Annotated in this window: 22 protein-coding genes and 2 tRNA genes; 9 read left to right on the forward strand and 15 right to left on the reverse strand. The window is 69.8% G+C overall.

Translation table 11 applies throughout. From position 1 onward, the window contains the following. Positions 1–170: 170 nt before the first annotated feature. From HNQ58_RS06395 to HNQ58_RS06415, 5 genes are all read right to left on the reverse strand, one after another. On the reverse strand, positions 171–953 hold the full coding sequence (locus tag HNQ58_RS06395; RefSeq protein WP_183948083.1) for a PaeR7I family type II restriction endonuclease: 783 nt from the start codon (positions 951–953) through the stop codon (positions 171–173). Beyond that, positions 931–2,718: an Eco57I restriction-modification methylase domain-containing protein gene (locus tag HNQ58_RS06400; RefSeq protein WP_183948084.1), complete on the reverse strand. Its 1,788-nt coding sequence runs from the start codon at positions 2,716–2,718 to the stop codon at positions 931–933. Before HNQ58_RS06400 ends, HNQ58_RS06395 begins: the two co-directional genes overlap by 23 nt. Positions 2,719–2,768: 50 nt before the next feature. Further along, positions 2,769–3,533 carry a TSCPD domain-containing protein gene (locus tag HNQ58_RS06405; protein WP_183948085.1) on the reverse strand — a complete coding sequence of 255 codons (765 nt, stop codon included), beginning with the start codon at positions 3,531–3,533 and terminating at the stop codon, positions 2,769–2,771. Positions 3,534–3,759: 226 nt separating this feature from the next. Further along, entirely contained in the window at positions 3,760–4,383 is a 624-nt protein-coding gene (locus tag HNQ58_RS13615) for a hypothetical protein (protein WP_183948086.1), read from the reverse strand. A gap of 149 nt (positions 4,384–4,532) precedes the next feature. Continuing rightward, on the reverse strand, positions 4,533–7,802 hold the full coding sequence (locus HNQ58_RS06415; protein ID WP_183948087.1) for an LAGLIDADG family homing endonuclease: 3,270 nt from the start codon (positions 7,800–7,802) through the stop codon (positions 4,533–4,535). A 583-nt stretch (positions 7,803–8,385) separates the two neighbouring features. On the opposite strand from HNQ58_RS06415, the gene HNQ58_RS06420 reads away from it, so the two are divergent. Together HNQ58_RS06420 and HNQ58_RS06425 are read left to right on the forward strand one after the other, a co-directional pair. After that, a complete protein-coding gene (locus HNQ58_RS06420; protein ID WP_183948088.1) occupies positions 8,386–9,753 on the forward strand; it encodes a DegQ family serine endoprotease in 1,368 nt (455 codons plus the stop codon). 84 nt (positions 9,754–9,837) lie between these two features. Further along, entirely contained in the window at positions 9,838–10,404 is a 567-nt protein-coding gene (locus HNQ58_RS06425; RefSeq protein ID WP_183948089.1) for a lipocalin family protein, read from the forward strand. Positions 10,405–10,507: 103 nt separating this feature from the next. Here HNQ58_RS06425 and HNQ58_RS06430 read toward each other — a convergent pair whose 3' ends face one another. The 3 genes from HNQ58_RS06430 to HNQ58_RS06440 form a co-directional block, all read right to left on the reverse strand. Next, positions 10,508–11,452 (reverse strand): patatin-like phospholipase family protein, encoded by a 945-nt coding sequence (locus HNQ58_RS06430; protein WP_183948090.1) that lies wholly within the window; start codon positions 11,450–11,452, stop codon positions 10,508–10,510. After that, positions 11,442–12,410, reverse strand: coding sequence for a helix-turn-helix transcriptional regulator (locus HNQ58_RS06435; protein WP_183948091.1), 969 nt, complete (start codon positions 12,408–12,410; stop codon positions 11,442–11,444). The genes HNQ58_RS06430 and HNQ58_RS06435 overlap by 11 nt, the downstream gene beginning before the upstream one ends. Positions 12,411–12,528: 118 nt before the next feature. Continuing rightward, on the reverse strand, positions 12,529–12,978 hold the full coding sequence (locus HNQ58_RS06440) for an acyloxyacyl hydrolase (protein ID WP_183948092.1): 450 nt from the start codon (positions 12,976–12,978) through the stop codon (positions 12,529–12,531). Positions 12,979–13,109: 131 nt separating this feature from the next. On the opposite strand from HNQ58_RS06440, the gene HNQ58_RS06445 reads away from it, so the two are divergent. The 5 genes from HNQ58_RS06445 to HNQ58_RS06465 all read left to right on the forward strand — a co-directional run bounded on the left by HNQ58_RS06445 (position 13,110) and on the right by HNQ58_RS06465 (position 20,413). After that, positions 13,110–15,920, forward strand: a complete 2,811-nt coding sequence (locus HNQ58_RS06445) for a molybdopterin oxidoreductase family protein (RefSeq protein WP_183948093.1) — start codon at positions 13,110–13,112, stop codon at positions 15,918–15,920. Between the two features lie 16 nt (positions 15,921–15,936). Further along, a complete protein-coding gene (locus tag HNQ58_RS06450) occupies positions 15,937–17,703 on the forward strand; it encodes an SLC13 family permease (RefSeq protein ID WP_183948094.1) in 1,767 nt (588 codons plus the stop codon). Next, the gene (locus HNQ58_RS13245) at positions 17,700–18,446 is read left to right on the forward strand and encodes a 4Fe-4S dicluster domain-containing protein (RefSeq protein WP_343057218.1); all 747 of its coding nucleotides are present in this window, start codon (positions 17,700–17,702) and stop codon (positions 18,444–18,446) included. Before HNQ58_RS06450 ends, HNQ58_RS13245 begins: the two co-directional genes overlap by 4 nt. A 165-nt stretch (positions 18,447–18,611) precedes the next feature. Next, on the forward strand, positions 18,612–19,541 hold the full coding sequence (locus tag HNQ58_RS06460) for a DmsC/YnfH family molybdoenzyme membrane anchor subunit (protein WP_183948096.1): 930 nt from the start codon (positions 18,612–18,614) through the stop codon (positions 19,539–19,541). Between the two features lie 110 nt (positions 19,542–19,651). Beyond that, positions 19,652–20,413 (forward strand): DUF481 domain-containing protein, encoded by a 762-nt coding sequence (locus HNQ58_RS06465; RefSeq protein WP_183948097.1) that lies wholly within the window; start codon positions 19,652–19,654, stop codon positions 20,411–20,413. Positions 20,414–20,440: 27 nt separating this feature from the next. Here the strand turns inward: HNQ58_RS06465 and hemC are convergent, their stop codons facing one another. From hemC to HNQ58_RS06485, 4 genes are all read right to left on the reverse strand, one after another. After that, a complete protein-coding gene (hemC, locus tag HNQ58_RS06470; RefSeq protein ID WP_183948098.1) occupies positions 20,441–21,361 on the reverse strand; it encodes a hydroxymethylbilane synthase in 921 nt (306 codons plus the stop codon). A gap of 78 nt (positions 21,362–21,439) precedes the next feature. Then, positions 21,440–22,162, reverse strand: coding sequence for a LytR/AlgR family response regulator transcription factor (locus HNQ58_RS06475; protein WP_183948099.1), 723 nt, complete (start codon positions 22,160–22,162; stop codon positions 21,440–21,442). 10 nt (positions 22,163–22,172) lie between these two features. After that, the gene (locus HNQ58_RS06480; RefSeq protein WP_183948100.1) at positions 22,173–23,204 is read right to left on the reverse strand and encodes a sensor histidine kinase; all 1,032 of its coding nucleotides are present in this window, start codon (positions 23,202–23,204) and stop codon (positions 22,173–22,175) included. A 20-nt stretch (positions 23,205–23,224) separates the two neighbouring features. Then, positions 23,225–23,893: an alpha/beta hydrolase gene (locus tag HNQ58_RS06485; protein WP_183948101.1), complete on the reverse strand. Its 669-nt coding sequence runs from the start codon at positions 23,891–23,893 to the stop codon at positions 23,225–23,227. 129 nt (positions 23,894–24,022) lie between these two features. Here HNQ58_RS06485 and HNQ58_RS06490 point away from each other — a divergent pair, with 129 nt between their 5' ends. Continuing rightward, entirely contained in the window at positions 24,023–24,544 is a 522-nt protein-coding gene (locus tag HNQ58_RS06490) for a hypothetical protein (protein WP_183948102.1), read from the forward strand. Positions 24,545–24,787: 243 nt separating this feature from the next. Further along, on the forward strand, positions 24,788–25,018 hold the full coding sequence (locus HNQ58_RS13250; protein ID WP_221301184.1) for a hypothetical protein: 231 nt from the start codon (positions 24,788–24,790) through the stop codon (positions 25,016–25,018). On the opposite strand, the gene HNQ58_RS06495 is transcribed toward HNQ58_RS13250, so the two are convergent. The 3 genes from HNQ58_RS06495 to HNQ58_RS06505 all read right to left on the reverse strand — a co-directional run bounded on the left by HNQ58_RS06495 (position 24,991) and on the right by HNQ58_RS06505 (position 25,778). After that, positions 24,991–25,404: a PEGA domain-containing protein gene (locus tag HNQ58_RS06495; protein WP_183948103.1), complete on the reverse strand. Its 414-nt coding sequence runs from the start codon at positions 25,402–25,404 to the stop codon at positions 24,991–24,993. The two genes, HNQ58_RS13250 and HNQ58_RS06495, sit on opposite strands and share 28 nt — an antisense overlap. Before the next feature lie 105 nt (positions 25,405–25,509). Beyond that, positions 25,510–25,585: transfer RNA gene (locus tag HNQ58_RS06500), tRNA-Ile, on the reverse strand. A 120-nt stretch (positions 25,586–25,705) separates the two neighbouring features. Next, positions 25,706–25,778 (reverse strand) — tRNA-Ile (locus HNQ58_RS06505). Positions 25,779–25,807 lie beyond the last annotated feature (29 nt).

The raw sequence follows: 25,807 nt of genomic DNA on the forward strand, positions 1-25,807 counted from the left end.
GTCTCCTCTCGTCGCTCGTCCACGGAATCGCCCGGGCAGGCTACTCCAGCCCATGGCATCCCTGATACGACGAACGGACAGCCCGGATTTCGACACCCCACGCCCTTGCCGCGAAGCCGGCACACGGGCGCCTCCGCCCGGCACGAACGAACAGGCCCGGAGCCGGGCGGTCAAGCCTGCGCGGCCAGCAACTTGCCGGCGAACTCGGCGAACAGGTTGCGGATGCTCGTTGCCGGCGACAGCGCGCGGTGTCGATCGCTGCCGGCCGGGCTCAGCTCCAGCGCGGCCGCCGAGTACAACTGTCGCTCCACCAGCCGCTCGCACAGGATCTGGTAGCGATGTGCATACGATGCCTCGCGGAATTCATCGAACACCGGGTAATGCGGCTCCTCGCAGCGCACCGGTGTCAGCGAGGCCTCGCATTCCTCGAGCAGCATCAGCCAGGCCAGGAACGGCGGCCTGGGATCGACCATCAGGCTGGGATTGAGCAGGGCCGGCACACCCTCCGTGACCCGAGTGCGGCTGCGTCGCGGCCCATCGCCGTAAGCGCCGTGGTGATGCGCCACCCACAGGTCGGCGGCCGAGCCGATGACTTCCTCGCTGCGGTTGTTGAAGTTGTTGCCGAACGAGCCGACCTGCGACTTGAACTCGAACACGCCGAGCAGGCGGCGTTCGTGGATCACCAGCACATCCCAGTTCTTGGTCGCGCGGAAGAAGCCCGGCAACACCACCCGCGACTTGCGCACATGCACGGCCGAATCGGGCAAGCCGCAATGTGCGGCCACGCGATGCACCAGGCCGACGAAGCCGTCCATGTTCTTGCCGCCGACCACGGCGTCCCGCGTGCCGCCCTGCGTCTTGCCGGTGCGGGCGTTGCCGCGCGATAACCAGAAATCGCGCACCGCCCGCGCCACGCAGGCATCGAAATCCTCAGGCAGCAGCCGTGCGTGCATCGCTCTGGCGTCCCTTCCGTTTTCTGACCGTGACCTGTGCCTCGTGGGCGATACGCCGCACCAGCTCGCCCTCGGTCGCGCTCAGTCCGTACAGGCGGAATACCGGTGCATCGACGGCATCGCCATCCCGCGCCGTCGCGGCGGCGACCAACTCGGCGCGCAGCGCGTCCGGCACGTCGCGCCAGCGCGGCAACCGGATTCGGCGCAGATACTGCGCCTGGAAGCGCAGGAAGCCGCCCGCCATGCGCGTGCAGTAGGTGGCCACGAACATCACCGCCACCGACGAACGCAGCACCGCCTGCAGCGCGCGCAGATCCCAGTCGTCCGAGACCACGTAGTAAAGGTTGTGGTGCGGATAGCAGCGCCCCTCGTCGTAAACGACGGTGGCCTCGCCCTTGATGTCGGGAATCAGCAGCTTGGGCCGCGCCACCAGCGCCGGATAGATGCGGTCGATGGTGCGGTACCAGCCGCCCGGATTCTTGCCCGCCACATGCCGGCCGGCGACCGCCTCCCGATGGGCCTGCAGGTAGGCGGCAAAGTCCGGGTAGTCGTCCAGCGCGGCCAGCCGGCCGTCGGCCTCGAACGGATTGACCACCCCCCGGCCGCCCCAGCACAGCTCGCCTTCGATCAGGTCGCGCGCCATCGCCAGCGGCAGCTTGCGCGCCGGCTCCACCGGCAGCGTGTCGTAGTCGCCGATGAACACGCGATCGCAGCCGGTCGCCACGCCGATGCCGACACGGCAGCCGGCCTGCTCCAGCGTCGGCCACTCGGCCTCCAGCCGCCGCAGCAACTTCAACCGCGGCACATCGTCGAGCAGCCAGGGCGCATCGCCCTCGCCGTGCAAGGCGATCTCCTCCACCCGTGGCGATGCCGCCGTCGGCGCGCGCAGCGCCCGCACCAGCGCCGGCAGTTCGTCGTAATGCGCCACCGCGCCGGTGCCGACCCGCGTCGGCGGCGCGACTTCGCCGCCCTGCGGACGGCGGATCACCGTGATCGCCGGATACGCGATCACTTCGGCATGAAAGGCATCCACGCCCTCCATGTCGATGTAGTGCAGCAGATGGAAGCCCCCGGCGATCATCGCCCGCAGCGGGCCGCCGTACTTGTTCTTCACCCAGCGATTGGCGCAGATGAAGCCCAGCACCCCGCCCGGTGTCAGCAGATCCAGCGCGCGCTCGTAGAAGGGCACGTACAGGTCGGCGCGGTCGTAGAGCGTGCGGTAGCGGCGCCGGTACTCGTCGAGCAGAGCCCCCGGAATCCGCTCCTGCCGCACATACGGCGGATTGCCGACCACAACGTCGAAGCCGCCCGGCAACGCGCAGAGCAGAAAGTCGTCGCAGACCAGCCATTCCGCCGTCAGCGCCTGCGCGTCCCGCGCGCTCACGCCCGCGCGCTGTAACCGCGCCTCGACCCGCCCCGCCGTGCGCACCAGGCTGTCACGATGCAGCTCCACCGCCCGGATCGCCCCGGCCAACTCCACGCACGCCCGCGCCGGCGACCCGCCCGCGCGGAAATAAGCCTCAAGCAGCCGATCCAGCGCCGGCAACAGAAAATCGCCCTCGCCGAACGCCGGCTCTAGCAGCCGCAGCCGATGCAGCGGCCGGTCGGCCGTGTAACCGGAAAGATCGAGAATCGCCGCCGCCACTTCCGGCCGCGTGAACACCGCACCGCGCCCGGCCTCGTCCACCGCCGCCAGCGCATCCAGCGCCGCCGACACCTCCGGCGCACGCGCATCGGGGCCGAGGCTGTCGAAGAGAAGGTCCATGACGCAGATGACCGCAGAAGTCGTCCGTCAGGCCGGTACGCCAGCTTGGCTCACCCGCACTTGCTGTAACCGCAATTCAGGCAGGTGGCGCAGCCATCCATGATCACCACCGCCTTGGTGCTGCACTTGTGGCACATGGTGGCGCTGGGCGGGAAGGTGGCGCCTTCGCCGGTGACGGCGACCGACTCGTTGGCGCCGGGGGCGGGGCTCAGGTCAGTGTTTTTTTTTGACTGGGCCTCGTAGGCGCGGCGCTTTTCGGCGATCAGCGCCTTCTGGTGCTCATCGAGTTCGGGGTCGCGGATCAGGCCGATCATCTTCAGGTGGTCTTCGACCACCGCGCCGATCTCGGCGACGATGCTGGGCATGTAGACGCCGCCGGCCTTGAAGTAGCCGCCACGCGGGTCGAACACGGCCTTTAGCTCTTCGACCAGGAAGGTGACGTCGCCGCCCTTGCGGAACACGGCGGACATGATGCGGGTGATGGCGACCACCCACTGGAAGTGGTCCATGTTCTTCGAGTTGATGAAGATCTCGAAGGGACGGCGCAGCTCGTGTTCGGTGCCGGGGTTGAGCACGATGTCGTTGATGGTGACGTACAGGGCGTGCTCGAACAGCGGCGACTTGATCTTGTAGGTGGAACCGATCAGCACGTCGGGGCGCTCGATCTGCTCGTGCATCTGGATGATGTTGCCGCGCTCGCCGGCGGCCGGCGCCTCGGCGACGGGAGCGGGCGCGGGAGCGGCGGTGTCCTTGGCCTTGTCTTCCGGCTTGATGACGCTGTAGCCCGTGATTTTCTTGCTGATCTTGACGGCCATGGGTGCGACTCCTGCGTTGCGGTGAGGCGCTCGGGCGCCTTGTGAGGTGTGCGGGTGGCGGGGTGACCGCCCCGCCCTGCCCCGCGAAGGGGCAGGGCGCGGTTGTTCGAGTGCCCTCCCGATGTTCCGGGAGGGCGGGTGCGCGCGCGTTGCGGTCTGCGCGGCGCTCGGGGCAGAAGGTGCCTTGGCGACGGCCTGCCCGGGCCGCCTGGGCGCGTGCGGTTGCTTACTTCTTCGCGCCCTTCTTCGCGGTCTTCTTCGCGGTCTTCTTCACAGCGGCTTTCCTGCCGCCCGCCCTGGCGGCGGCGGTCTTCTTCACCGCGGCGGTTTTCCTCTTCGCGGCGACGGCGGTCTTCTTGACGGACTTGGCGGCCTTCTTGGTCGTCTTGGCCACCTTGCCGGTGGTCTTCTTCACCGCCTTCTTCGCGGCACCGGCCTTTTTGGCGACGGCCTTCCTGGTGGTCACGGCCTTCCTGGCGGCCGCCTTCCGGGTCGTGCCGGCTTTCTTCGCGACTGCCGTCCTGGCGGCACCGGTCTTCTTCGCGACTGCCTTCTTGGCGGCAGCGACCTTCTTTTTGGCGGTGCCGACGACCTTCTTGACGGTCTTCTTGGCCTCGCCTTCGGCCTTCTTCACAGCGGCTTTGGCCTTCTTGACCGTGGCGACGGCTTTTTTCTTGACCGCGCCGACGGTCTTGACCACGGCCTGCTGCGCCTGCGCGGCGGTGGCGGCGGCACCGGCGGCCAGTTCTTCGGCCTTGTGCTTGACGGTACTGCCGAGGTTCTGGGCAGCCTCCACCGCGTTCTCGGCGGCGCTGGCCAGGGTGGAAGTCACTCCGTTGCCATTGCTCATAGGCCCCTCCTCGTCACGGGCGATCGGTTGAGCGGAAACGAAACGTCTCTTCGACGGCCGGCCCGTCGGACGACGGACCGGCAGGTAGAAATTAGCGCGGCGCGCGGCGGCTTGCACCGTGCCCGCGGCGCCGCGCGGGCGGGCGGCCCTCAGAACTTGCCGTAATAGCCTTCCTTGAGGGCGTCGAACAGGTTGGCGGCGGTGTGGATCTCGCCGTCGTATTCGATCTGCTCGTTGCCCTTCACTTCCACCACCGAGCCGTCTTCCAGTTCGAAGCGGTAGGTGGTGTTCTCCAGGTCGGCTTCCTTCACCAGCACCCCCTGGAAGGCGGCCGGGTTGAAGCGGAAGGTGGTGCAGCCCTTCAGCCCCTGCTTGTGGGCGTAGCGGTAGATGTCCTTGAAATCTTCGTAGGGGAAGTCGGTGGGGACGTTGGCGGTTTTGGAGATGGACGAGTCCACCCACTTCTGCGCGGCGGCCTGGATGTCGACGTGCTCCTTCGGCGTGATGTCGTCGGCGGCGATGAAGTAGTCGGGCAGCTTCGCCTCCGGGTCGTCGGAGAACGGCATGGCCTTGGGATTGACCAAGGTGCGGTAGGCGAGCAGCTCGTAGGAGTAGACCTCGACCTTCTCTTTGGTCTTCTTGCCCTCGCGGATCACGTTGCGGCTGTAGTGGTGGGCGAAGCTCGGCTCGATGCCGTTGGAGGCGTTGTTGGCGAGCGAGAGCGAAATGGTGCCGGTGGGGGCGATCGAGCTGTGGTGGGTGAAGCGGGCGCCGACCTCGGCCAGCTCGGCGACCAGCTCGGGCGCGACTTCGGCCACGCGCTGCATGTAGCGCGAGTAGCGGGCATGCAGCACCTTGCCCTTGATCTTCATGCCGACCTGCCAGCCGTCCTGCAGCATCTCCGGACGCTTGCGCAGCATCTCGGCGGTGACTTCGAACTCCTCCTCCATGATCGGCGCCGGGCCTTTCTCCCTGGCCAGCGACAGGGCGACTTCCCAGCCGGCCAGCGCCATCTCGCGGGCGACGGCCTCGGTGAACTCGCAGCTCTCCGGTGAACCGTACTTCATCCGCAGCATGGTCACGGTGGAGCCGAGGCCGAGGAAGCCCATGCCGTGGCGGCGCTTGCGCAGGATCTCGTTGCGCTGCTGCTCCAGCGGCAGGCCGTTGATCTCGACCACGTTGTCGAGCATGCGGGTGAACACGCGCACGACCTCGCGGTACTCCTCCCAGTCGAAGCGCGCCTTGTCGGTGAACGGGTCGCGCACGAACTTGGTTAGGTTGACCGAGCCCAGCAGGCAGGCGCCGTAGGGCGGCAGCGGCTGCTCGCCGCAGTTGTGGGCGTGCAGTCCATTGCCGTCGAAGGTGTTGATGCCCGGGACCTGCACGTCGAAGACATCCTCGACGCCATCGTCGCACACCGCCTCGACCGTCGCGGTGAAGCGCTCGCGGTTGAGCTGGCGGCGATAGCCGGAGAGCAAGCCCTTGAGGCGCTGGGCCTTGTCCGCGTCGGCGAAACCGACACGCTCGGCGAACACGGCAAGGTTGTCGCCGCTGATCACCAGCTCATGCTGGGCGCGGTTGGGATAGACCCGCTGGCCGCCTTGTCCGTCGGGCAGCAGCGTCTCGCCAGCCGGACGCCGCTCGAGGTAGAGGCGGGAGGCGATGCCGAGGCGCAACAGCATGCGCTGCGCGGCCTCCAGCGTCGCCCGGTCGGACTGACTCAGGCGCACGCTCACGCCCTTGTCCTGACTGCCCTGCACCGAACCATCGGCGTCGAACAGGCCTCGCAGGAAGCCACGGTGGAAGTCGCTGGAGGTCTTTTCCATCGCCGGCGTGATCGCCTTGCTCCCCGGCTGCATGCCCATCTCGAAGGCGAGGTCGCGCAGCGCGGCGAGCTTGAGGCGGTATTCGCCACGACCCTCGACTTCCATCCAGCCGGCGAAGTCGGCGCGATGCGGCAGGCGGCGGGCGCAGCGCAGGGTCTCGTCCATCAGTGCCACCGGGGCGCCGCTGTCTGCATTGACCGCGGCGGCCTGCGACCACACCGACAGCACGGCAGCATCGCGTTTGAGGGTGCCGTCGCCCACCAGCAGGCCGAGCAGGAAGCCTTCCTCGAAGTTGCGCGCGCCGGCCCACTCGGCGCCTTCGCGGTGGTTGTTGAGCAGAACACGGTCGCCGGCGGCCAGCCGACCGGCCTGGCACCATTCGGTCTCCAGCGACCAGCGGGTCTGGCGTACGACGCGCCGCACGCGGTGGTCGGCGGTCAGGCGCAAGGCGTAGCCTTCGACGGTCTGCAGGCGGACCACCGGCCTGGTGGCGGTGCGGAAGAAGCCCTCGGCACCGGTGAGATGGTCCGCACCGTCGACCCGGGCCAGGAACTGGCGTCCGAGCAGATCGCCGACCTGGCGCGGCCCTTCGGCGGTCTGCACCCAGGTGTCGGCGGTGACGCAGGGGTTGGTCGCGCGGATGTTCTCGCACCACCAGTTGTTGTTCATCTCGTTGACGCGGTCGATCAGGATGAAGCCCGGCTCGGCGTAGTCGTAGGTCGAGCTCATGATCATGTCCCACAGGTGCTTGGCGCGGACATGGCCATACACCTTGCAGGCCACCAGGCCGTCGTCGCGGACGATGTAGTTGTCCTTGATCGGCCAGTCGCGCCAGACGACCTGCTCCGGGTTGCCGAGATCGATGTCGTCCTTCTCCTGCAGGTTGACCGGGAACACCAGCGGCCAGTCGGCGTCGTTCTCCACCGCCTGCATGAATTCGTCGGTGATCAGCAGCGACAGGTTGAACTGCCGCAGCCGGCCGTCCTCGCGCTTGGCGCGGATGAAGTCCTTCACGTCCGGGTGCGAGACGTCGAAGGTGCCCATCTGCGCGCCGCGCCGGCCGCCGGCGGAGGACACGGTGAAGCACATCTTGTCGAAGATGTCCATGAAGGACATCGGGCCGGAGGTGTAGGCGCCGGCGCCGGCGACGAAGGCGCCGCGCGGGCGCAGCGTGCTGAACTCGTAGCCGATGCCGCAGCCGGCCTTGAGGGTGAGGCCGGCCTCGTGGACCTTCTGCAGGATGCCGTCCATCGAGTCGGCGATGGTGCCCGAGACGGTGCAGTTGATCGTCGAGGTGGCCGGCTTGTGCTCGAGCGCGCCGGCGTTGGAGGTGATGCGGCCGGCGGGGATGGCGCCGCGGCGCAGCGCCCACAGGAAGCGCTCGTACCAGTACTTGCGCTTCTCGGCGGTCGGCTCGGCCTCGGCCAGCGCCCGGGCGACGCGCTGGTAGGTGTCGTCGATCGTGGCGTCGACCGGCTCGCCCTTCTTGGTCTTCAGACGGTACTTCTTGTCCCAGATGTCCCAGGACGCCGGCTGCATGTCGATGTCCATGGCCGCATCCGTCTTCACCGCCTCGAGGCGAACCGTGCTCATTGTGCTCCTTCCTCCGCTGGCCGGCGGGGCCGCGACCCCGCCGGGAGTTGTCGTTCGAATTCCCTGTCCGGGCCTGACGAAAGGGAAAACCACCCCGCCAGGCGCCCGGGGCGCCCGGAAATCGCGTTCAGCGGCTGAGTTTTCCGGTGCTCATGCGCCCTCGTCCCCTACGCTGGCGCCTTCGCCTCCGACCCCGGCCAAGGCCCAAGCCTTGGGGTCGCCCTCGCTACTCGACCCCAAGATGTTGTGTGGGGCCCGAAGACCGACATTACGCCTCGCCCCCAAGGCTGTCAACCTGGAAAAACAATCGCCAGTCACTCGATTTTTTCCTTTTGTTTCATGGACATGAAATGAAACACCGGCATTCCGGCAGGGCCGGCGGCGGCCCGCGCCGGGCACCCGGAGCACAGGCGCCGGAGATGGCGCGCCCTCGTCGGGCCGGGGGCTGCGCGGTGGCCGGATCGATGCCGGCTTCACTGGGGATTCAAGCGCATGCCGCCAGCCTGTTGGGAATCGTGCTTGCGTTCGTGGGGCACGCTCCCCATAACGCAGGCATCCCCCACCCCGCCCGACGAGGAGAGCGATGCGCCCGAACGCGCCCCTGTTCGCCCTGCTGCTGGCTGCCGTTGCCACGCTTGCGTCCGCCCACACCCAGGCCGCGCTGCCGACGGCCGACCCGCAGGGCCAGCCACTGCCGACGCTGGCGCCGATGCTCGAGCGCGTCACACCGGCGGTGGTCAACATCCAGAGCCGGCAGGTGGTGCGGGTGCGCCACCCGCTCGCCGAGGATCCGTTCTTCCGCCGCTTCTTCGGCCTCCCGGACCTGCCGCAGGAGCAGGTGCGGCAGTCGCTCGGCTCGGGCGTGATCGTCGACGCCGAGCAGGGCCTGGTGCTGACCAACAACCACGTGGTCGAGGCCGCCGACGGCATCGCCGTGACCCTGGCCGACGGCCGCACGCTGGACGGCGAGCTGATCGGCGCCGATCCGGACACCGACGTGGCGGTGGTGCGCATCCCGGCCGAGAACCTGCGCGCCCTGCCGCTGGCCGATTCGGGCGCGCTGCGGGTGGGCGATTTCGTGGTGGCGGTGGGCAATCCGTTCGGGCTCGGCCAGACGGTCACCTCCGGCATCGTCTCGGCGCTCGGCCGCAGCGGCCTGCGCGGCCTCGGCTACCAGAACTTCATCCAGACCGACGCCAGCATCAATCCGGGCAACTCGGGCGGCGCGCTGGTCAACCTGCGCGGCGAGCTGGTCGGCATCAACACCGCGATCTTCTCGCCGTCCGGCGGCAACATCGGCATCGGCTTCGCGATTCCCGCCAATCTCGCCCGCGAGGTGATGCGCCAGCTGATCGCCTACGGCGAGGTGCGGCGCGGCACGCTCGGCGTGGAGGCGCAGGACATCACCGCCGAGATCGCCCAGGCGCTCGGCCTGCCCAGCCGCCGCGGCGCACTGGTCGCCCGCGTGTACCCGCGCAGCCCGGCCGAGGCGGCGGGGCTGCGCGCCGGCGACGTGATCACCGCGCTCGACGGACAGGCGGTCAACGATCGCCAGGCGCTGTACAACCTGGAAGGTCTGCTGCCGGTCGGCCGTCCGGTGAGCGTGAGCGTGCAGCGCGATGGCCGCACGCTGACGCTGCGCGCGACGCTGTCGCCGCGTCCGAAGGAGCTCGACGGCGATGCGCTGGATCCGCGCCTGGCCGGCGCCAGCTTCGTCGATCCGCCCGAGCGCTTCCGCCAGCAGGGCGTGCGCGGCGTGGTGGTGAGCAAGGTGGCGCCGAACAGCCGGGCGGCACGCTCCGGGCTGCGCCCGGGCGACCGCATCGAGGCGGTCGGACGGCGCGCGGTGGCCGACCTGGCCGGCTTCGAGGCGGCGCTGTCGGCGCGCCCGCAGCAGCTGGCGCTGACGGTGGTGCGCGGCTACCAGCGCGGCGTACTGGTGATGCAGTGATCCTCACGCCACACTGACGTCGCACCGACGCTCCGTGCACCGCGCGGCACGCAGACTGGTCCGGTCTCCACCACGGACCGAACCATGCCGTCCGACCGTTTCGCCCGCCTGATCGGCGGACTCACCCTCGGTGCCCTGCTGGCCGCCTGCGCCGCCGCGCCGGCGCGCGAACCGCTGCGCAGCCAGGCGCAGGTGGACCTGCCGCGCTTCATGGGCACCTGGTACGTGATCGCCAACATCCCCTACTGGCCCGAACGCGGCAAGGTCGCCACCCGCGACGAATACACGCTGCGCGCCGACGGCCGGATCGACAACGTCTACGTGTTCCGGAACTCCTTCGCCGGGCCGGAGAAGCGCTGGCATGGTGTCTCGCGCGTGGTGCCGGGCTCGGGCGGTGCACACTGGCGGGTGCGCTTCATCTGGCCGTTCAGCGCCGACCTGCTGGTGCTGGAAGTGGCGCCGGACTATTCCTGGGCGCTGCTCGGCCACCCCGCGCGCCGCCACGCCTGGATCTTCTCGCGCACGCCGCACATGGAACAGACCGAGTACGCCCATCTGCGCGAGCGCTTCCGCGCATACGGTTACGAGCCCGACGCGTTGCGGCGGATCCCGCAGTTTCCGGACCAGGTCGGACGCGACGGCTTCCAGTGACCTCGCCCGGTGCGCGCACAGGCTCCGTCCGCCGTCGTGGCGCCGCCCCCGGACGTTCGTGGCGGAGGCGGTCGCGGCAGACGGGCGGACTCGTCACAAGCACTCAGTCGCCGCCGCGGGCCAACGCCTCCAGTGCGCGCTCGGTCTGTTCGCGACCGGTCTCGATCAGCTCGCGCGCGCGCCAGAACTCGTAGAACTGGCAGGCGGTGCGCGGCACCCGCACCAGCACGTCGGGCGGATCCAGCGCCAGCTGCAGGCGGGCGAGCTGCGCCTGCATGGTGTCGAGCGAGCGCGCCATCAGGTCCATCAGGCCGGACTGTACGGCGCCCTTGGGGCGCAGGTCCTTGAGGCTGTCGAGCAGGCCGGCGAACTTCTCGCCGAAGCCGCGCGCGCCATTCCCGTCCTCCGCCTCCTCGCCGGACGCGCTCTCCGGCGGATCGACCTCGGGCCGCAGCGGTACCGGCGAGATGCGCGCATTGACGTCCACCGCGACCACGGCGTCGGCATAGGCCATACGGCTGGCGGCGATGGGCACCGGCGCCAGCAGTCCGCCGTCGACCAGCTCGCGACCGTCCAGCCTCTGCGGAGTGAAGATCATCGGGATGGCGATCGAGGCACGGATGGCATCGAACAGCGGGCCGCGGGTGAGCCAGACCTCGCGCTGGGAAAGCAGGTCGGTGGCGACCGCGGTGAACGGGACCGGCAGGTCCTCGATCTGATGCTCGCCGACCAGCTCGCGCAGCACCCCCATCAGGCGCTCGCCGGTGATCAGCCCGGGGCGGCCGAAACCGAAATCCAGCAGGCGCAGCACGTCGCTGCGCTCCAGCGTCACCACCCAGTCGCGGTAGTCCCGCAGCCGGCCGGCGGCATGGATGCCGCCGATCACCGCGCCCATCGAGGAGCCGGCGATGGCGACGATGCGGTAGCCGCGCGCCTCCAGCACCTCGATGGCGCCGATGTGCGCCAGCCCGCGCGCGCCGCCGGCGCCCAGCACCAGGGCGATGCGCTTGCCTTGGCCGCCGGCGTTGCCCATGGCGTCAGCGCTCATACGCGGAAAGGGCCAGCTGCAGAAGCGTGCGCGCCTGCTGGCGCAGCGCGGGCGGTTCGATCACCTCGGCATCGGCGCCGTAGCGCAGCACGTCCATCAGCAGTTCCTTGGAGTTGCTGTAGGGCAGCTTGAGCTCGTAACGGCCATCGGGCAGGAAGCGGCCCTGCTGCTTGGAATGCCAGCGTTCGTCGGCGACCCAGCGCGCCGCCTTGGCGCTGAACACGATCGTCGCCCAGGCCTTGGGCGGGCCGGAGAAGATGCCATAGCTGGAGGCCAGGTGCCGGTCGAGCTCGGCCTCGGGCAGGTCGACGGCGGCCTCGTCGCGCTGGCGGGCGGCGCCGATGCGGTCGAGGGCGAAGCTGCGCAGGCCCTCGCGCTCGTGATCGAAAGCGTCGAGGTACCAGTTGTCGCGGTAATGGGTGAGCCGCTGCGGCGAGACGATGCGATGGGTGCGCTCGTTGGTGGAGCGCGCCAGGTAGTCGAATTCGAGCCGCCTGCGCTCGAGCACCGTGGTGGCGACGGTGCGGAACGCATGCTCGTCCATCCGCCGCACGCCGCTGGCGATCACCCGCACCCGCTCCACCGGCCAGCGCTTGCCGCCGGCCTGCTGGGCCAGCAGGGCCTCGATGCGGCCCTTGAGCGGCGCCAGCGCGCTGGACAGCACGCCCGGGCCGGTGCGGTCGAGCAACTGGTGCGCGGCCAGCAGCGCGTGCAGTTCGTCGGAGCTGAGCCACAGGCCGGGCAGCTCGAACTTCTCGCCTTCCTCGGCGTGGTAGCGGATCGCGCCCTCGCCCTCGCTCTCGATCGGCGCGCCCAGCGCATCGCGCAGGAAGGCGATGTCGCGATACAGCGTGGCGCGCGAACAGCCGGTCTCGTCCATCAGCCGGCGGATCGGCACCGGGTAGCGCGCCGCCTTCAGGCTGCGGTGGATGACGAGGATGCGCTCGTAACGGTCCATGCCGACTTCCGCTCGAAAGGTCGTCGCATTCTATCGGGCGCGGGCCGGACGGACAGCGTCGCGCCGCCGCACGGCGCGCCGGCGGCCCGCCCGCCGGCACGACAGGGTCGGCGGCCCGTCAGAACCGGTACTCGGCGAGCAGGAAGTTCTCGCCGCGGTTGCGGCCGCCGGTGTTGGCGTTGGACAGGTGCCGCAGGGAGAGGCCGAAGCGCCGGCTGCGCCAGCCGATGCCGGTCATGAACTGCCACTTCTCCGACAGCACCTCGGTGTCCGAGTCGGTCCAGGCGATGCCACCGCTGACGAACCAGTGGCCGAAACGCAGCTGCTTGGAGGCGGACACGAAATTGACGCCCGGCGTGTTGAGCTCGCCGGCATCGTCGCGGCCGTCGATGTGGCCGGCCATGAACTCCCACGGATGCCTGTGCGCCGTGGTGTAGGCGAGGGTGAACAGGTGGCTGGACTCGCCCTCGATCTCGTCGACGTGACCGAAGCCGAGGCTGACCTCGGCCCCGGCTTTGCCGGCGGCCAGGGCCAGCGCGCAGGACAGGGCGATGCTGAGCGGACGCATGCGGGGCGGGGCTGGAAGGGGGCAAGGGTCGCGAATCCTACTCGTCGGACGCGGAAGGAAGAATCCGCCGGCCACGCAACAATCCGTCCCGCCGGACTGACAGCCCGGGCCGCGACAGGCAAACTGGCCCGATGCGCGAACCCGAGCTCCACCTCTCGCCCTCGCCGGGCGACGAGGTCAAGACCACCACCTGCTACATGTGTGCCTGCCGCTGCGGCCTGAAGGTCTGGCTCAAGGACGGCAAGATCCGCTACCTGCAGGGCAATCCCGCGCACCCGGTCAACCGGGGCGTGCTCTGCGCCAAGGGCGCGGCCGGGATCATGCAGCACTACTCGCCGGCGCGGCTTTCGCGGCCGCTGCTGCGGACGGGGGAACGCGGCAGCGGGCAGTTCCGCGAAATTTCGTGGGACCAGGCGCTGGACCTGCTCACCGGCCGCCTGCGCAGGATCCGCGGCAAGAACCCGGACAAGCTCGCCTTCTTCACCGGCCGCGACCAGTCGCAGGCGCTCACCGGCTGGTGGGCGCAACAGTTCGGCACGGTCAACTACGCCGCCCACGGCGGCTTCTGCTCGGTCAACATGGCCGCCGGCGGGCTGTACACGCTGGGCGGCAGCTTCTGGGAATTCGGCGAGCCGGACTGGGAGCACACCCGCTACCTGATGCTGTGGGGCGTGGCCGAGGACCACGACTCCAACCCGATCAAGCTCGGCCTGGGCAGGCTCAAGGCGCGCGGCGCCAAGATCGTGGCGATCAACCCGGTGCGCACCGGCTACGGCGCGATCGCCGACGAGTGGATCGGCATCCGCCCCGGCAGCGACGGCCTGCTCGCCTTCGCGCTGATCCACGAGCTGCTGCGCTGCGACCGCATCGATCTCGATTACCTGGTGCGCTACACCAACGCGCACTGGCTGGTGCTGCGCAACCCCGGCGGCGCCGACGACGGCCTGTTCGCGCGCGACGACGAGGGCCACCCGTTGTGCTGGACGCGCGAGGGCGCGCCCGCCCGCGCCGATGCCGTGGACATCGCCCCGACCGTCGTCGGCGAAGTGACGCTGCCCGACGGCCGCCGCGCCGTGCCGGCCTTCCACCTGCTCGCCGAGCGTTACCTCGACCCGCGGTATTCGCCCGACGCGGTGGCCGGGCGTTGCGGCGTGCCGGCGGCGACCATCCGCCGCCTGGCGCGCGAGCTGGCCGAAGCGGCCTTCGAGCACCCGGTGCGCCTGCCGATCCGCTGGACCGACGCCTGGGGCCGCGAGCACGCCGAGATGGTCGGCCGGCCGGTCAGCTTCCACGCCATGCGCGGCATCAGCGCGCACTCCAACGGCTTCCACACCTGCCGCGCGCTGCACCTGCTGCAACTGCTGCTGGGCGCGGTGGACACGCCAGGCAGCTTCCGCTACCAGCCGCCGTTCCCGCGCCCGGTGCCGCCGGCCAACCACCCCGGCAAGGCGCGGAAGGACGACGGCACACTCGACGCCGTCCCCTTGGGCTTCGTGCATGGCCCGGAGGACCTGCTGGTCGATGCCGACGGCGTGCCGCGCCGCATCGACCACGCCTATTCGTGGGCCTACCCGCTGGCCGCGCACGGAATGCTGCACACCGTCATCCGCAACGCCTGGGCCGGCGACCCGTACCCGATCGACACGCTGTTCCTGTTCATGGCCAACATGAGCTGGAACTCGGCGATGAACACCGGCGAGACGATGCAGTGGCTCACCGACAAGGACGCGGACGGCGAATACCGCATCCCCTTCATCGTCTATGCCGACGCCTACGCCTCGGAAATGGTGGCCTATGCGGACCTGGTGCTGCCGGACACCACCTACCTGGAACGCCACGACTGCATCAGCCTGCTCGACCGGCCGATCTCCGACGCCGACGGCGCCGCCGACGCGATCCGCCATCCGGTCTTCGCCCCCGACCGCGATGTGCGGCCGTTCCAGTCGGTGCTGATCGATCTCGGCGCGCGGCTCGGCCTGCCCGGCCTGGTCGATGCCGAAGGGCGGCCGAAATACCGCGACTACGCCGACTACATCGTCCGCCACGAACGCGCGCCGGGCCTGGGCCTGCTGGCCGGCTGGCGCGGCGAGGCCGGCGTGCTGGAGGGCAAGGGGCCGCCCAATCCCGACCAACTGGCGCGCTACCTCGAGCACGGCGGCTTCTGGCGCGGCGAGATCCCCGAACACGCGCGCTACTTCAAGATGGCCAATCGCGGCTATCTCGACTGGGCGTGCAAGATGGGCTTCCTCGCCGACCCGGCGCCGATCGTGCTGCAGCTTTACTCAGAGACGCTGCAGAAGTTCCGCCTCGCCGCGCAGGGCCATGGTCCGCGGCAGCCGCCGGAAGCGCAGCGCGAGCGCGTGGCACGCTACTTCGACCCGCTGCCGCTGTGGTACGAACCCTTCGAGCAGGCGCAGCTGGACGCGGACGCCTTCCCGCTGTCGGCAATCACCCAGCGGCCGATGTTCATGTACCACGCCTGGGGCTCGCAGAACGCTTGGCTGCGGCAGATCGCCGCGCGCAACTTCCTCTACCTGCACCCGGATACGGCAGCCAAGCACGGCATCGCCGACGAGGACTGGGTGACGGTGGAATCGCACCACGGCCGCATCGTGGTGCAGGCGAAACTGGCCGCCAACGTGCAGCCGGACACGGTCTGGACCTGGAACGCCATCGGCAAGCGCCGCGGCGCCTGGCGGCTCGACGGGAACGCCCCGGAGGGCACACACGGCTTTCTCCTCAACCACCTGATTTCCGACCGGACGCCCGACGGCGGCTACGCCAATGCCGACCCGGTGACCGGCCAGGCGGCCTGGTTCGATCTGCGGGTGCGGATCGCGCCGGCGGCCTCCGCCGAGGTCGTGCAGCCCCAGTTTCCGCGGCTGTCACTGGGCGAAGCCGGGGCCGAACCGCTACGCTACGGCGCCCAGTGGCGCGATTGAAAACCGCGGACGACCCATGGGCCTCGAAGCCATCCTGACCCTGCTGGTGCTGGCCGGCGCGATCACCCTGTTCGCCACCGAGAAGCTGCCGGTCGACGTGGTCGCCATGCTGATCCTGGCGACGCTGCTGGTACTCGGCCTGGTGACGCCGGCCGAGGCGCTGGCCGGCTTCAGCAGCCAGGCCACGATCACCGTGGCGGCGATGTTCGTGCTCAGCGCCGGACTGATGCGCACCGGGGCCTTGCGCGTGGTGACCAGGCTGTTGTCCCGCATCCGCAACAGCTGGCTGTTCACGCTGACGGTGATGCTCGCGCTCGGCGGCATGTCGGCCTTCGTCAACAACACCGCCGCCCTGGCGGTGTTCCTGCCGGTGGTGCTGACGGTGGCGGCGGCCAACCGCTTCTCCGCCTCCAAGATCCTGATCCCGATGTCCTACGCCGCACAGATGGGCGGCGTGTGCACGCTGATCGGCACCTCGACCAACCTGTTGGTGCATGCGTTGGCGCAGGACCTGGGCGAACCCGGCTTCTCGCTGTTCGAGTTCGCCCCGCTCGGCCTGATCACCATGGCCGCCGGCCTGGTCTACCTGATGATCGTCGGCCCGCTGGTGCTGCCCGACCGGCGCGGCGCCGAGCTGACCGAGAACTACGAGCTGGGCAAGTACATCACCGAGCTGCGGGTCACCCCCGAGTCGCCGCTGGTCGGCAAGACCGTGGCCGAGGCCAAGCTGGGCGAGAAATACGGCGTCTATGTGCTGGAGCTGCTGCGCGGCAAGGAGAAGGTCTGGTCGCCGCGGGCGCAGAAGCTGGAAGCCGAGGACGTGCTGCTGGTACGTGGCGACTGGAGCCGGCTCAGCACGCTCAAGGAGCGCGCCCGGCTCGAGATCGAGCCCGAGTTCCAGCTGCGCGACGAGCAGTTCCAGGGTGAGGACCAGGTCCTGGCCGAGGTGATGATCGCCCCCGGCTCGCGCTTCGTCGGCCACACCCTGGCCGAGCTCGACTTCCAGTGGCACCACAACGCCACCGTGCTGGCGATCCACCGCCGCGGCCAGGTGTTGCGGGAGCAGCTCAAGGACGTGAAGCTGACCGTCGGCGACATCCTGCTGATGCTGACGCCAGCCGAGGAGATGCGCGCCCTGCGTGCCAACCCCGGCTTCGTGGTGCTGTCCGAGCGCGAGGACGAGAGCGCCTCGCGGCGCAAGGCCTGGATCGCCATCGCAATCATGGTGGCGGTGGTCGGCGTGGCCTTCCTGGAATGGCTGCCGATCGTCGCCTCGGCGATCCTGGGCTGCATCGGCCTGGTGGTGTTCCGCTGCCTGGAGCCGGACGAGGTGTACGAGGCGATCGACTGGCGGGTGATCATCCTGCTGGCCGGCGTGCTGCCGATGGGCATCGCGCTGCAGAAGACCGGCGCCGCCGGCTTCGTCGCACAACAGGCGGTGGCCCTGGTCGGCGGCTGGGGGCCGATCGCCGCGCTGGCCGCCATCTACCTGATCACCGCCACCCTCACCGAGGCGATGAGCAACAACGCCGCGGCGGTGTTGATGGCGCCGATCGCGGTGGCCGCGGCGCACGCCGTCGGCGCCGACGCCACGCCCTTCCTGGTGGCGGTCGCCTTTGCCGCCTCCACCAGCTTCGCCACGCCGGTCGGCTACCAGACCAACACCATGGTCTACAACGCCGGCGGTTACCGCTTCACCGACTTCGTCCGGATCGGCGTGCCGCTCAACCTGCTGTTCTGGGCCATCGCGGTGTACTTCATCCCGAGGTTCTGGCCGCTGTGACCGATCTGCCACGGACGACGACCAAGCAGCTCGGCCTGGTGATCGACCTGGACACCTGCGTGGGCTGTCACGCCTGCGCGGTGGCCTGCAAGGAATGGAACGCCGGCGGCATCGCCGGCCCGCTCACCGACGAGAACCCCTACGGCGCCGAGCCTTTCGGCGTGTGGCTCAACCGCGTGCACAGCTACGAGGTCGAGCCGCCGGCGGGCAGCGGCCAGCCGGCGATGACCGTGCACTTCCCGCGCTCGTGCCTGCATTGCCAGGCCCCGGCCTGCGTCACCGTCTGCCCGACCGGCGCCAGCTACAAGCGTGCCGAGGACGGCATCGTGCTGGTCGACGAGGACAAATGCATCGGTTGCCAGCTGTGCGCGTGGGCCTGCCCCTACGGCGCGCGCGAGTACTCGGCGGTGGAGGGCGTGATGAAGAAATGCACGCTGTGCATCGACCGCATCTACAACGAGCACCTGCAGGAAAGCGAACGCCAGCCGGCCTGCGTGCAGGCCTGTCCGACCCGGGCCCGCCATTTCGGCGATCTCGGCGATCCCGGCTCGGCCGTTTCGACGCTGGTACGCGAGCGCGGCGGCGTCGATCTGCTGCCCGAACTCGGCTACCGCCCCACCAACCAATACCTGCCGCCGCGTCCGCGCCGCACCGGCGGCGGCGAAGCGCCACCGGCGGAAACGCTCGACACCTCGCAGTTGCCGCCGGTGCTGCGCTGGCTCGATCGCGTGCTCAGCCGATGAACGGCCGGACATCGGAAATGGGGAATCGGGAATCGGCAAGACGGAACAGCCGCCGCGGCTGCCGCCCTTCGACGCCAGCATTCACCATCGCCACCGCCACTCCCCGCGCGACCTAGCTCTCCCGATTCCCGATTCCCGGCTTCCGACTCCCCATCCCCGCCGCTCATGCGCCCCGCCCTCTCCGTCATCTTCTTCACCACCCTCTCCGGTGCCGGCTACGGTTTGCTGGCCTGGCTGGGCGCGCATTACGCCTGGCGGCCGCTGCCGCTGGCATCGAGCGGCGCGCTGGCGCTGCTCGGATTCGCGCTGGCGCTGGTGACGGCCGGCCTGCTCAGTTCGCTGCTGCATCTGGGCCAGCCGCAGCGCGCCTGGCGGGCGCTCACGCAATGGCGCAGCTCGTGGCTGTCGCGCGAGGGTGTGCTGGCGCTGTTGACCTACCTGCCGGCGCTGGCACTGGCGGCGCTGCTGTGGCTGGACGGATACGGCTGGGCGATGCGCCTGGCCGGCGCGGCGCTGGCCCTGGCCAGCCTGGCCACGGTCGCCTGCACGGCGATGATCTACGCCAGCCTGCGCACCATACCGGCCTGGTCGCACCCGCTGGTGCTGCCGGCCTACCTCGGCTTCGCGCTGCTCACCGGCGGTGCCTGGCTGTGGACCGCGCTGGCCTGGACCGGCTGGTCGCCACGCAACGGCACCTTGCTGCTCGGCCTGGTCGTGCTGGTGGCGCTGGTGCTGATCAAGCTGCGTTACTGGCACCGGCTGCACCGGCGCGCGCTGCCGGCCGATCGTGCCAGCGCCATCGGTCTGCGCGGCGTCGGCGAGGTGAAGGTGTTCGAGCATCCGCACACCGAGGCCAACTACATCACCCGCGAGATGGCCTTCGTGCTGGCCCGCAAGCACGCGCGCGCGCTGCGTTTGCTCGCCCTGGCGCTGTTCGCGGTGGCGCCGCTGCTGCTGTACGCGCTGGCGCTGGCCGGCGTGCTGCCCTGGATGCCGGCCCTGGCACTGCTGGCGCTGGCGGCGATGGCCGGCGCGTTCATCGAGCGCTGGCTGTTCTTCGCCGAGGCCCGGCACGTGGTCACGCTTTACTACTGAGCGTGCGTGCCGTTTCTGCCCCGATTCAGGGGCGCACCCTACAATCGGGCAGACGCCGGCAATCCGGCGTTTCGTTTTCCGCACGCCCCGACCCCGACAAGGAGCCGCCGATGTCCCGCATCCTCACCGCCGCCGTCCTGCTCGCCCTCGCCGCGCCGTCCGTCGCCGACGAGGCTGGCCAGGCCGGCGAGGCCGACGCGCCGCGCTGGACCGGCGCCGGTGAGCTCGGCATCGCCAGCGCACGCGGCAACTCGCGCTCGGAGAGTCTCAACGGCAAGTTCGGCCTGAGCTACCAGGACGACACCTGGAAGCATGGCGTCAGCGTGGCCGGCCTGCGCGCGCGCAGCGCGGTGGCGGGCGACGACGGACGCGGGCTCGAGCTCAGCGCCAACCGCTACCAGTTCGGGCTGACCAGCGCGCGCAAGACCACCGACTACGCCTACTGGCTGGGGGCGGTGCGCTACGAGCGTGACGACTTCGCCGCCTACGAGTGGCAGCGGACGCTGTCGGTCGGCTACGGCCACACCTTCCTGAGCGATGATGATCGCATCATGCTGTCGATCGAAGCCGGCCCCGGCCAGCGCCGCGCCAAGGACGCCGCGACCGGCCTGATCGAAAGCGATGCGGTCGGCCGCGGCCTGCTCGACTACCAGCACAAGCTCACCGCCAACACCGACCTGGTGAACACGCTGCTGGTCGAAACCGGCAGCGACAACACCTTCGTGCAGAACGACCTCGGCCTGGTCGTGGCGATGAATTCGCGCGTGGCACTGAAGGCCGCGCTGCAGACCCGCTACAACAGCGACGTGCCTGAGAACCGCCGCAACACCGATACGCTGACGACGGTGAACCTGGTCTACAAGCTCAAGTAGCCGGACTCTGGATCCACAGGAGCGGCGTCAACCGGCCGAGGCGGCGATGAGTCCGTCCGCGCCCTGGGCGCGCAGCGCTTCGGCGACGCGCCGGCCGAGCGCCTGCGGATCGTCCGCCGGGCCTTCGGCCTCGGCACGCACGATGCGGCCATCGATGGCCGAGCCGACCAGGCCGAGCAGATGCAGGCGCGCGCCGTCGAGAGTGGCATGGCCGGCCACCGGCACGTGGCAACTGCCGTGCAGGGCGAGGTTCATGGCCCGCTCGGCGTCCACGCAGGTGCGCGTCGGCGCGTGCGCGAGCGCGGCCAGCCGCGACCACGTGGCGGCATCGTCGGCGCGGCACTCGATGGCGATCGCGCCCTGCGCGACCGCCGGCACCCAGGCGGGCGCGACCAGACGCTGGCGGATGCGCGCGTCGAAGCCGAGCCGTTGCAGGCCGGCACAGGCCAGCACGATGGCGTCGTATTCGTCCGCGTCGAGCTTGGCGAGGCGGGTGTTGACGTTGCCGCGCAGGTCGGCGATGCGAAGATCCGGGCGCACGGCGCGCAACTGCGCCTGCCGGCGCAGCGACGAGGTGCCGACGCGCGACCCCCGGGGCAGTGCGGCAAGCGTGTCATAGCGGTTGGAGACGAAGGCATCGAAGGGGTCGGCGCGTTCGAGCACGGCGGCGAGCGCGAACGGCGCCTCCAGCTGCATCGGCACATCCTTGAGCGAATGCACGGCGGCGTCGGCGCGCCCCTCCAGCATCGCCACCTCCAGCTCCTTGAGGAACAGACCCTTGCCGCCGATGGCCGCCAGCGAACGGTCCAGCACCTCGTCGCCACGCGTGCTCATCGGCACCAGCTGCACGTCGAGATCCGGATGCGCGCGTCGCAGCCGCGCGGCGACGTGCTCGGTCTGCCAGAGCGCAAGCGCGCTTTTGCGGGTGGCGAGGCGGAGGGTGGGCATGGGCGGTGAGCGGTAGCGGTGAGCGGCGAAGTGTACGGTAGTACGCCCGCCCTTGCCGCCCGCCGCCTGGCCGCAGGCTCACAGGTGCTTCAACCTCTCGCGCAAGCCCGGCACGCAGCGTCGGCTCACCTCCAGGGGCCTCTCGGCATGGCGCAGAATCGCCTGCACATGCCCGTCGCCGGTGCGCCGCAGCTCCATCAGCTCGTTGCGTGCCACCAGGCAGTTGCGGTGGATGCGCAGGAAGCGCTCACCGAATTCCTCTTCCAGCGATTTCAGCGATTCCTCGATCAGGTCCTGGCCGCGGGTGTGGTGGACCACGACGTATTTCTCCTCGGCCTGCAGATAGTGGATCTCGTCGACCGGGATCAGCCGCAGGCTGCCGCGCAGGCGCGCGCACAGATGGGTGCGGACGGCATCGCCGGCGACGCGGTCGGCGTGGCTGGCGCCGAACCGGCGCGCTTTCTCCAGTGCGGTCTGCAGGCGCTCGCGACGCACCGGCTTGACTAGGTAGTCGATCGCCGCGGCCTCGAAGGCGGCCAGCGCGTGCTCGTCGTAAGCGGTGCAGAACACCACCGCCGGCGGCGGCTCGAAGCCGGCCAGGTGGCGCGCGGCCTCCAGGCCGTCCATCACCGGCATGGCGATGTCCATCAGAACCGTATCGGGCTGCAGCGCGGCCGCCAGTTCGACCGCCTCGCGGCCGTTGCCGGCATCGCCCAGCACCTCCACCCCCGGCAGTTCGCCGAGCATGCCGCGCAGGCGCTCACGGGCCAGCGGTTCGTCGTCGACGATCAATACCTTCATGGGTGGATCCTCAGGTTTCGATCGGCAGCAGCAACTCGCAGCGATAGTAGCCGTCGCGGTAATCGGCCGTCATCCGCGCCTTGGCACCGAAGCGATAGGCCAGGCGCTGGCGGATGCTCTCCTGGGCATGGCCGTTGACGCTGTCGCGCTCACGCGGTGGCGGTGCCGGGTTGGTCACCGACAGGCGCAGCCGGCCGGCGTCGAGCGCGGCCTCGATGCGCACCTCGCCGCCCTGCTCCAGCCGGGCGATGCCATGCAGCACGGCGTTCTCCACCAGCGGCTGCAGGATCAGCCGCGGCAACCGCATGTCGCGCGGCAGATCGGCCGGCAGCAACCAGCGCTCGCGCAGGCGCTCGCCCAGCCGCAGCCGCTCGATGGCGAGGTAGTGCTCGATCAGCGCCAGTTCCTCGGCCAGGGTGGACTCACCTTCGCCGGCGCCCAGCGCGGCACGGAACAGTTCGGCCAGATCCTCCACCGCGCGCTCGGCGGTGGCCGGGTCGCGCCGGATCAGACTGGCGATGGTGTTCATGCTGTTGAACAGGAAATGCGGCCGGATGCGCGCCTGCAGCGCCTGCACCTCCGCCTTGGCCTGCGCCTGCACCTGCGCCTGCCACTGGTCGGTGACGTAGAAGTAGCGCAGCGCCACCGCGCCGATCAGTGCCGTCAGCAGCGCACAGGCGCGGATGAACTCGCCGCGCGCCTCCGCCGGCAGGCTCAGGCCGTAGCCGAGGCCGAGGTCGATCTCATGCACCAGCAAGGCGCCGAGCGCGGCGACCGCCACCGGCAGCCCCCAGGCGGCGGCGATACCGCCGACCCGCCCCAGCCGGGCCAGCGGCGCGCGCAGCTTGCACAGCAGCACCGCACTGGTCAGCGCGACCCACCAGGCGAACACGCTGGCGACCGCGAACCGCTGCGGCGACCAGCGACCGGCTTCGCCAGGCGCCAACGCCAGCACCAGCACCACCAGCTGGGCGACGCCGAGCACCACGGCCAGGCGCGGCAGTCGGCAGAGGTCAGGCAGCCAGATCCGGGGCGCGGGCATGCGGCCAGTATGTCGCAGCCTCAGCCCTGCGCGAAGCGCGCACCCAACCAGTCGCCCAGCGCGGCGATCTCCTCGGCACAGACCGCGTGCGGCATCGGGTAGACATGCCAGTCGACGCGGGCACCCAGCCCGCGCAGCGCATCGCGGCTGGCCAGGCCGAGCGGCTCGGGGATCACCGGATCGAGCCGGCCATGCGCCATGAAGATCGGCGTGGCGATGCCGGCCGCCGTGCTTTCCTTGGCAAGGCTCGCGCCCAGCGGCAGATAGGTGGAGAGCGCGACCAAGCCGGCCAGCGGTTCGCGACGACGCAGACCGAGCGCCAGCGCGATCGCACCGCCCTGCGAGAAGCCGGCCAGGATCAGGCGCGCCGGTGGCACCCCGCGCTCGCCCTCGCGCGCGATCAGCGCCTCCACGCGCGCCATCGAATCGCGGATGCCGGCCTCGTCTTCCTGCCGCTGCGCGAAATCCAGGCTGGTGATGTCGTACCAGCCGCGCATCCGCATCCCGCCGTTGATGGTGATCGGACGCACCGGCGCATGCGGGAACACGAAGCGCAGCGCCGGCCAGCCCGGCCGCACCAGCTCGGGCACGATCGGCACGAAATCGTGGCCGTCGGCACCCAGGCCGTGCAGCCACAGGATGGTCCAGCGCGGGTCGGGGCCGGTTTGTTTTTCGATGGTTTCGAGCATGGGTTCGTCAGCGTCCGTCGGCGGAGGAGTCAGACCGCATTGTCGCCGATCGGCGCAGGCGGCCGACCACTGTTGCAAACGAGAATCGTTCGCAAATAATATGCCCTCCCCCGACTCCCGTGAGCCACCATGCGCACGATCCTGTCCAGCCTCCTCCTCGCCGCCGGCTGCCTGAGCGCGCCGCTGGACGCGACGGCGGAAACCCGCAGCCCGTCCCCGTCCTGGTCCGAGCCCGGACAGCAGGCGCTGACGGCCTACGAGACGCAGGCCCGCGCGCTGGTCGCCGCGCTGCAGACCGGCGCCGGGCCCGAGGCCGTGCGTCCGCAAGGTGAGGCCCTGATCGCCATCGGCATCGGCCTGATCGACGAATTCGTCGCCCGCCACCCGGGCTGCCGCGACTACCTGCGGGCAGCCAGTGCGGTGCGCGAGCAGTGGCCCGGCCTGGATCACGAACGCATCGAACGTGATTTTCACCGCGATGCCGCGCTGCCGTCCGGCCGCGAGGTGAAGATCTGCTATCACCTCAAGGATCTGATCGTGCACCCGGCCACTGCGCTGGTGCTGGTCCACCAGAGCCCGGCGGACTACCGCCAGGCCACGCACGAGATCGAAGAGGTGATCGCGCACCTGAGTGTGGTGCGGGCGCAGTGATTGCGAGTGCTGCACGTCGGCTGCCCCCGGCCGGCCGTGGCGATCCCGCCACAAGTACAGGATCTGCTCGCTGACGCCGTGCTTCCCGGCCACCTCCGCCAGGGCGACCGGTCGGCCTCCCCGGGATCTGGACCCTCTGCTCTTCGGTGAATCGGGACTTGCGCACGGGCTCCTCGTCTGCGTCGGGAACCATCCTTTCGACTTTCCGCTGGACCGAAAACCGCACGGATAGTCAGCATCAAGGTGCTCTTCGGCGAGCACCGCGCGCCGCTGGGCGCGCTGCAAAAACCGGGGCTATCCAGACAGTCCGTTCGACAGCCCCATGCCTTGGGCGGAGCCGGGGCTGCGGCCGGCGAACAACTTTCATGGTTGAGCTTGGCGGTTGATCAGGTCCGGAAATGGAAGGCCGCCCGGTTCGACCGGGCGGCCTTCGCCACCGAGAGCGACTATTTCGGCATCGTCTGCGTGCTCTGATAACCCGCCTTTGGCACCAGCTTCAGCTCAAGAGGATTGGGCTTGAGTTCTTTCGTGGCACCACTGGCAGCATCAACACCTACGCCGATGATCCCGCCGACCAACACATTGCCGGCCATACCTGCCGCACCGGCCCCGGCGACTTGGGACACGATCTGGGTCTGCACCGGCTCGTAACCCTCCTTCTCCACCGTCACCATGAAAGATTCCTTGCGCTTCTTCTTCAAGGTGCACGGTGTAATGCAGGTTTCACCGGACGACAGCGTGACCTTGGCACCGATCGGATCGGAATTGACCGTCCAGGATTCGGTCGTGCCTCGGGTTACCGTTGCACAGCCGCTCGTTGCGAGCACGGCGACAGACATCGCAAGCGCGATTCGCTTCATACACTCCCCTTCTGTAGTCGTTTGCCTTCCGCGTGGCCACGACGGCCCCCCGACCGTCGTGCGTGCCTGAATAACCCGACGGCTGATGTCTGCGCAAGAGGGGAGTGGTGGGCCCACCAGGATTCGAACCTGGAACCAAGGGATTATGAGTCCCCTGCTCTGACCGTTGAGCTATAGGCCCGCGTGCCACGCATTGTCGCCCGGGAATACCGTCCATGGTGCGTGCCGCCCGCCCGGCCCTCCATGGCCGGGCGCTCGCCGGCGCGAGATGCGCTTCAACGCATCTCGCGAAAGCCCCGGCTCGCCCCACCAGGATTCGAACCTGGAACCAAGGGATTATGAGTCCCCTGCTCTGACCGTTGAGCTATAGGCCCGCGTGCCACGCATTGTCGCCCGGGAATAC

The organism is Rehaibacterium terrae, assembly GCF_014202935.1.
In the GTDB taxonomy this organism is placed as follows: domain Bacteria; phylum Pseudomonadota; class Gammaproteobacteria; order Xanthomonadales; family Xanthomonadaceae; genus Rehaibacterium; species Rehaibacterium terrae.

Coding starts and splice junctions, on each gene's coding strand:
- HNQ58_RS06405 (WP_183948085.1), bottom strand. CDS start 3,533: ATGGCCGTCAAGATCAGCAAGAAAATCACGGGCTACAGCGTCATCAAG.
- HNQ58_RS06490 (WP_183948102.1), top strand. CDS start 24,023: ATGCGCACGATCCTGTCCAGCCTCCTCCTCGCCGCCGGCTGCCTGAGC.
- HNQ58_RS06480 (WP_183948100.1), bottom strand. CDS start 23,204: ATGCCCGCGCCCCGGATCTGGCTGCCTGACCTCTGCCGACTGCCGCGC.
- HNQ58_RS13615 (WP_183948086.1), bottom strand. CDS start 4,383: ATGAGCAATGGCAACGGAGTGACTTCCACCCTGGCCAGCGCCGCCGAG.
- HNQ58_RS06445 (WP_183948093.1), top strand. CDS start 13,110: ATGCGCGAACCCGAGCTCCACCTCTCGCCCTCGCCGGGCGACGAGGTC.
- HNQ58_RS06460 (WP_183948096.1), top strand. CDS start 18,612: ATGCGCCCCGCCCTCTCCGTCATCTTCTTCACCACCCTCTCCGGTGCC.
- HNQ58_RS06450 (WP_183948094.1), top strand. CDS start 15,937: ATGGGCCTCGAAGCCATCCTGACCCTGCTGGTGCTGGCCGGCGCGATC.
- HNQ58_RS06495 (WP_183948103.1), bottom strand. CDS start 25,404: ATGAAGCGAATCGCGCTTGCGATGTCTGTCGCCGTGCTCGCAACGAGC.
- hemC (WP_183948098.1), bottom strand. CDS start 21,361: ATGCCCACCCTCCGCCTCGCCACCCGCAAAAGCGCGCTTGCGCTCTGG.
- HNQ58_RS06435 (WP_183948091.1), bottom strand. CDS start 12,410: ATGGACCGTTACGAGCGCATCCTCGTCATCCACCGCAGCCTGAAGGCG.
- HNQ58_RS06400 (WP_183948084.1), bottom strand. CDS start 2,718: ATGGACCTTCTCTTCGACAGCCTCGGCCCCGATGCGCGTGCGCCGGAG.
- HNQ58_RS06475 (WP_183948099.1), bottom strand. CDS start 22,162: ATGAAGGTATTGATCGTCGACGACGAACCGCTGGCCCGTGAGCGCCTG.
- HNQ58_RS06485 (WP_183948101.1), bottom strand. CDS start 23,893: ATGCTCGAAACCATCGAAAAACAAACCGGCCCCGACCCGCGCTGGACC.
- HNQ58_RS06425 (WP_183948089.1), top strand. CDS start 9,838: ATGCCGTCCGACCGTTTCGCCCGCCTGATCGGCGGACTCACCCTCGGT.
- HNQ58_RS06430 (WP_183948090.1), bottom strand. CDS start 11,452: ATGAGCGCTGACGCCATGGGCAACGCCGGCGGCCAAGGCAAGCGCATC.
- HNQ58_RS06415 (WP_183948087.1), bottom strand. CDS start 7,802: ATGAGCACGGTTCGCCTCGAGGCGGTGAAGACGGATGCGGCCATGGAC.
- HNQ58_RS06440 (WP_183948092.1), bottom strand. CDS start 12,978: ATGCGTCCGCTCAGCATCGCCCTGTCCTGCGCGCTGGCCCTGGCCGCC.
- HNQ58_RS06465 (WP_183948097.1), top strand. CDS start 19,652: ATGTCCCGCATCCTCACCGCCGCCGTCCTGCTCGCCCTCGCCGCGCCG.
- HNQ58_RS06420 (WP_183948088.1), top strand. CDS start 8,386: ATGCGCCCGAACGCGCCCCTGTTCGCCCTGCTGCTGGCTGCCGTTGCC.
- HNQ58_RS06395 (WP_183948083.1), bottom strand. CDS start 953: ATGCACGCACGGCTGCTGCCTGAGGATTTCGATGCCTGCGTGGCGCGG.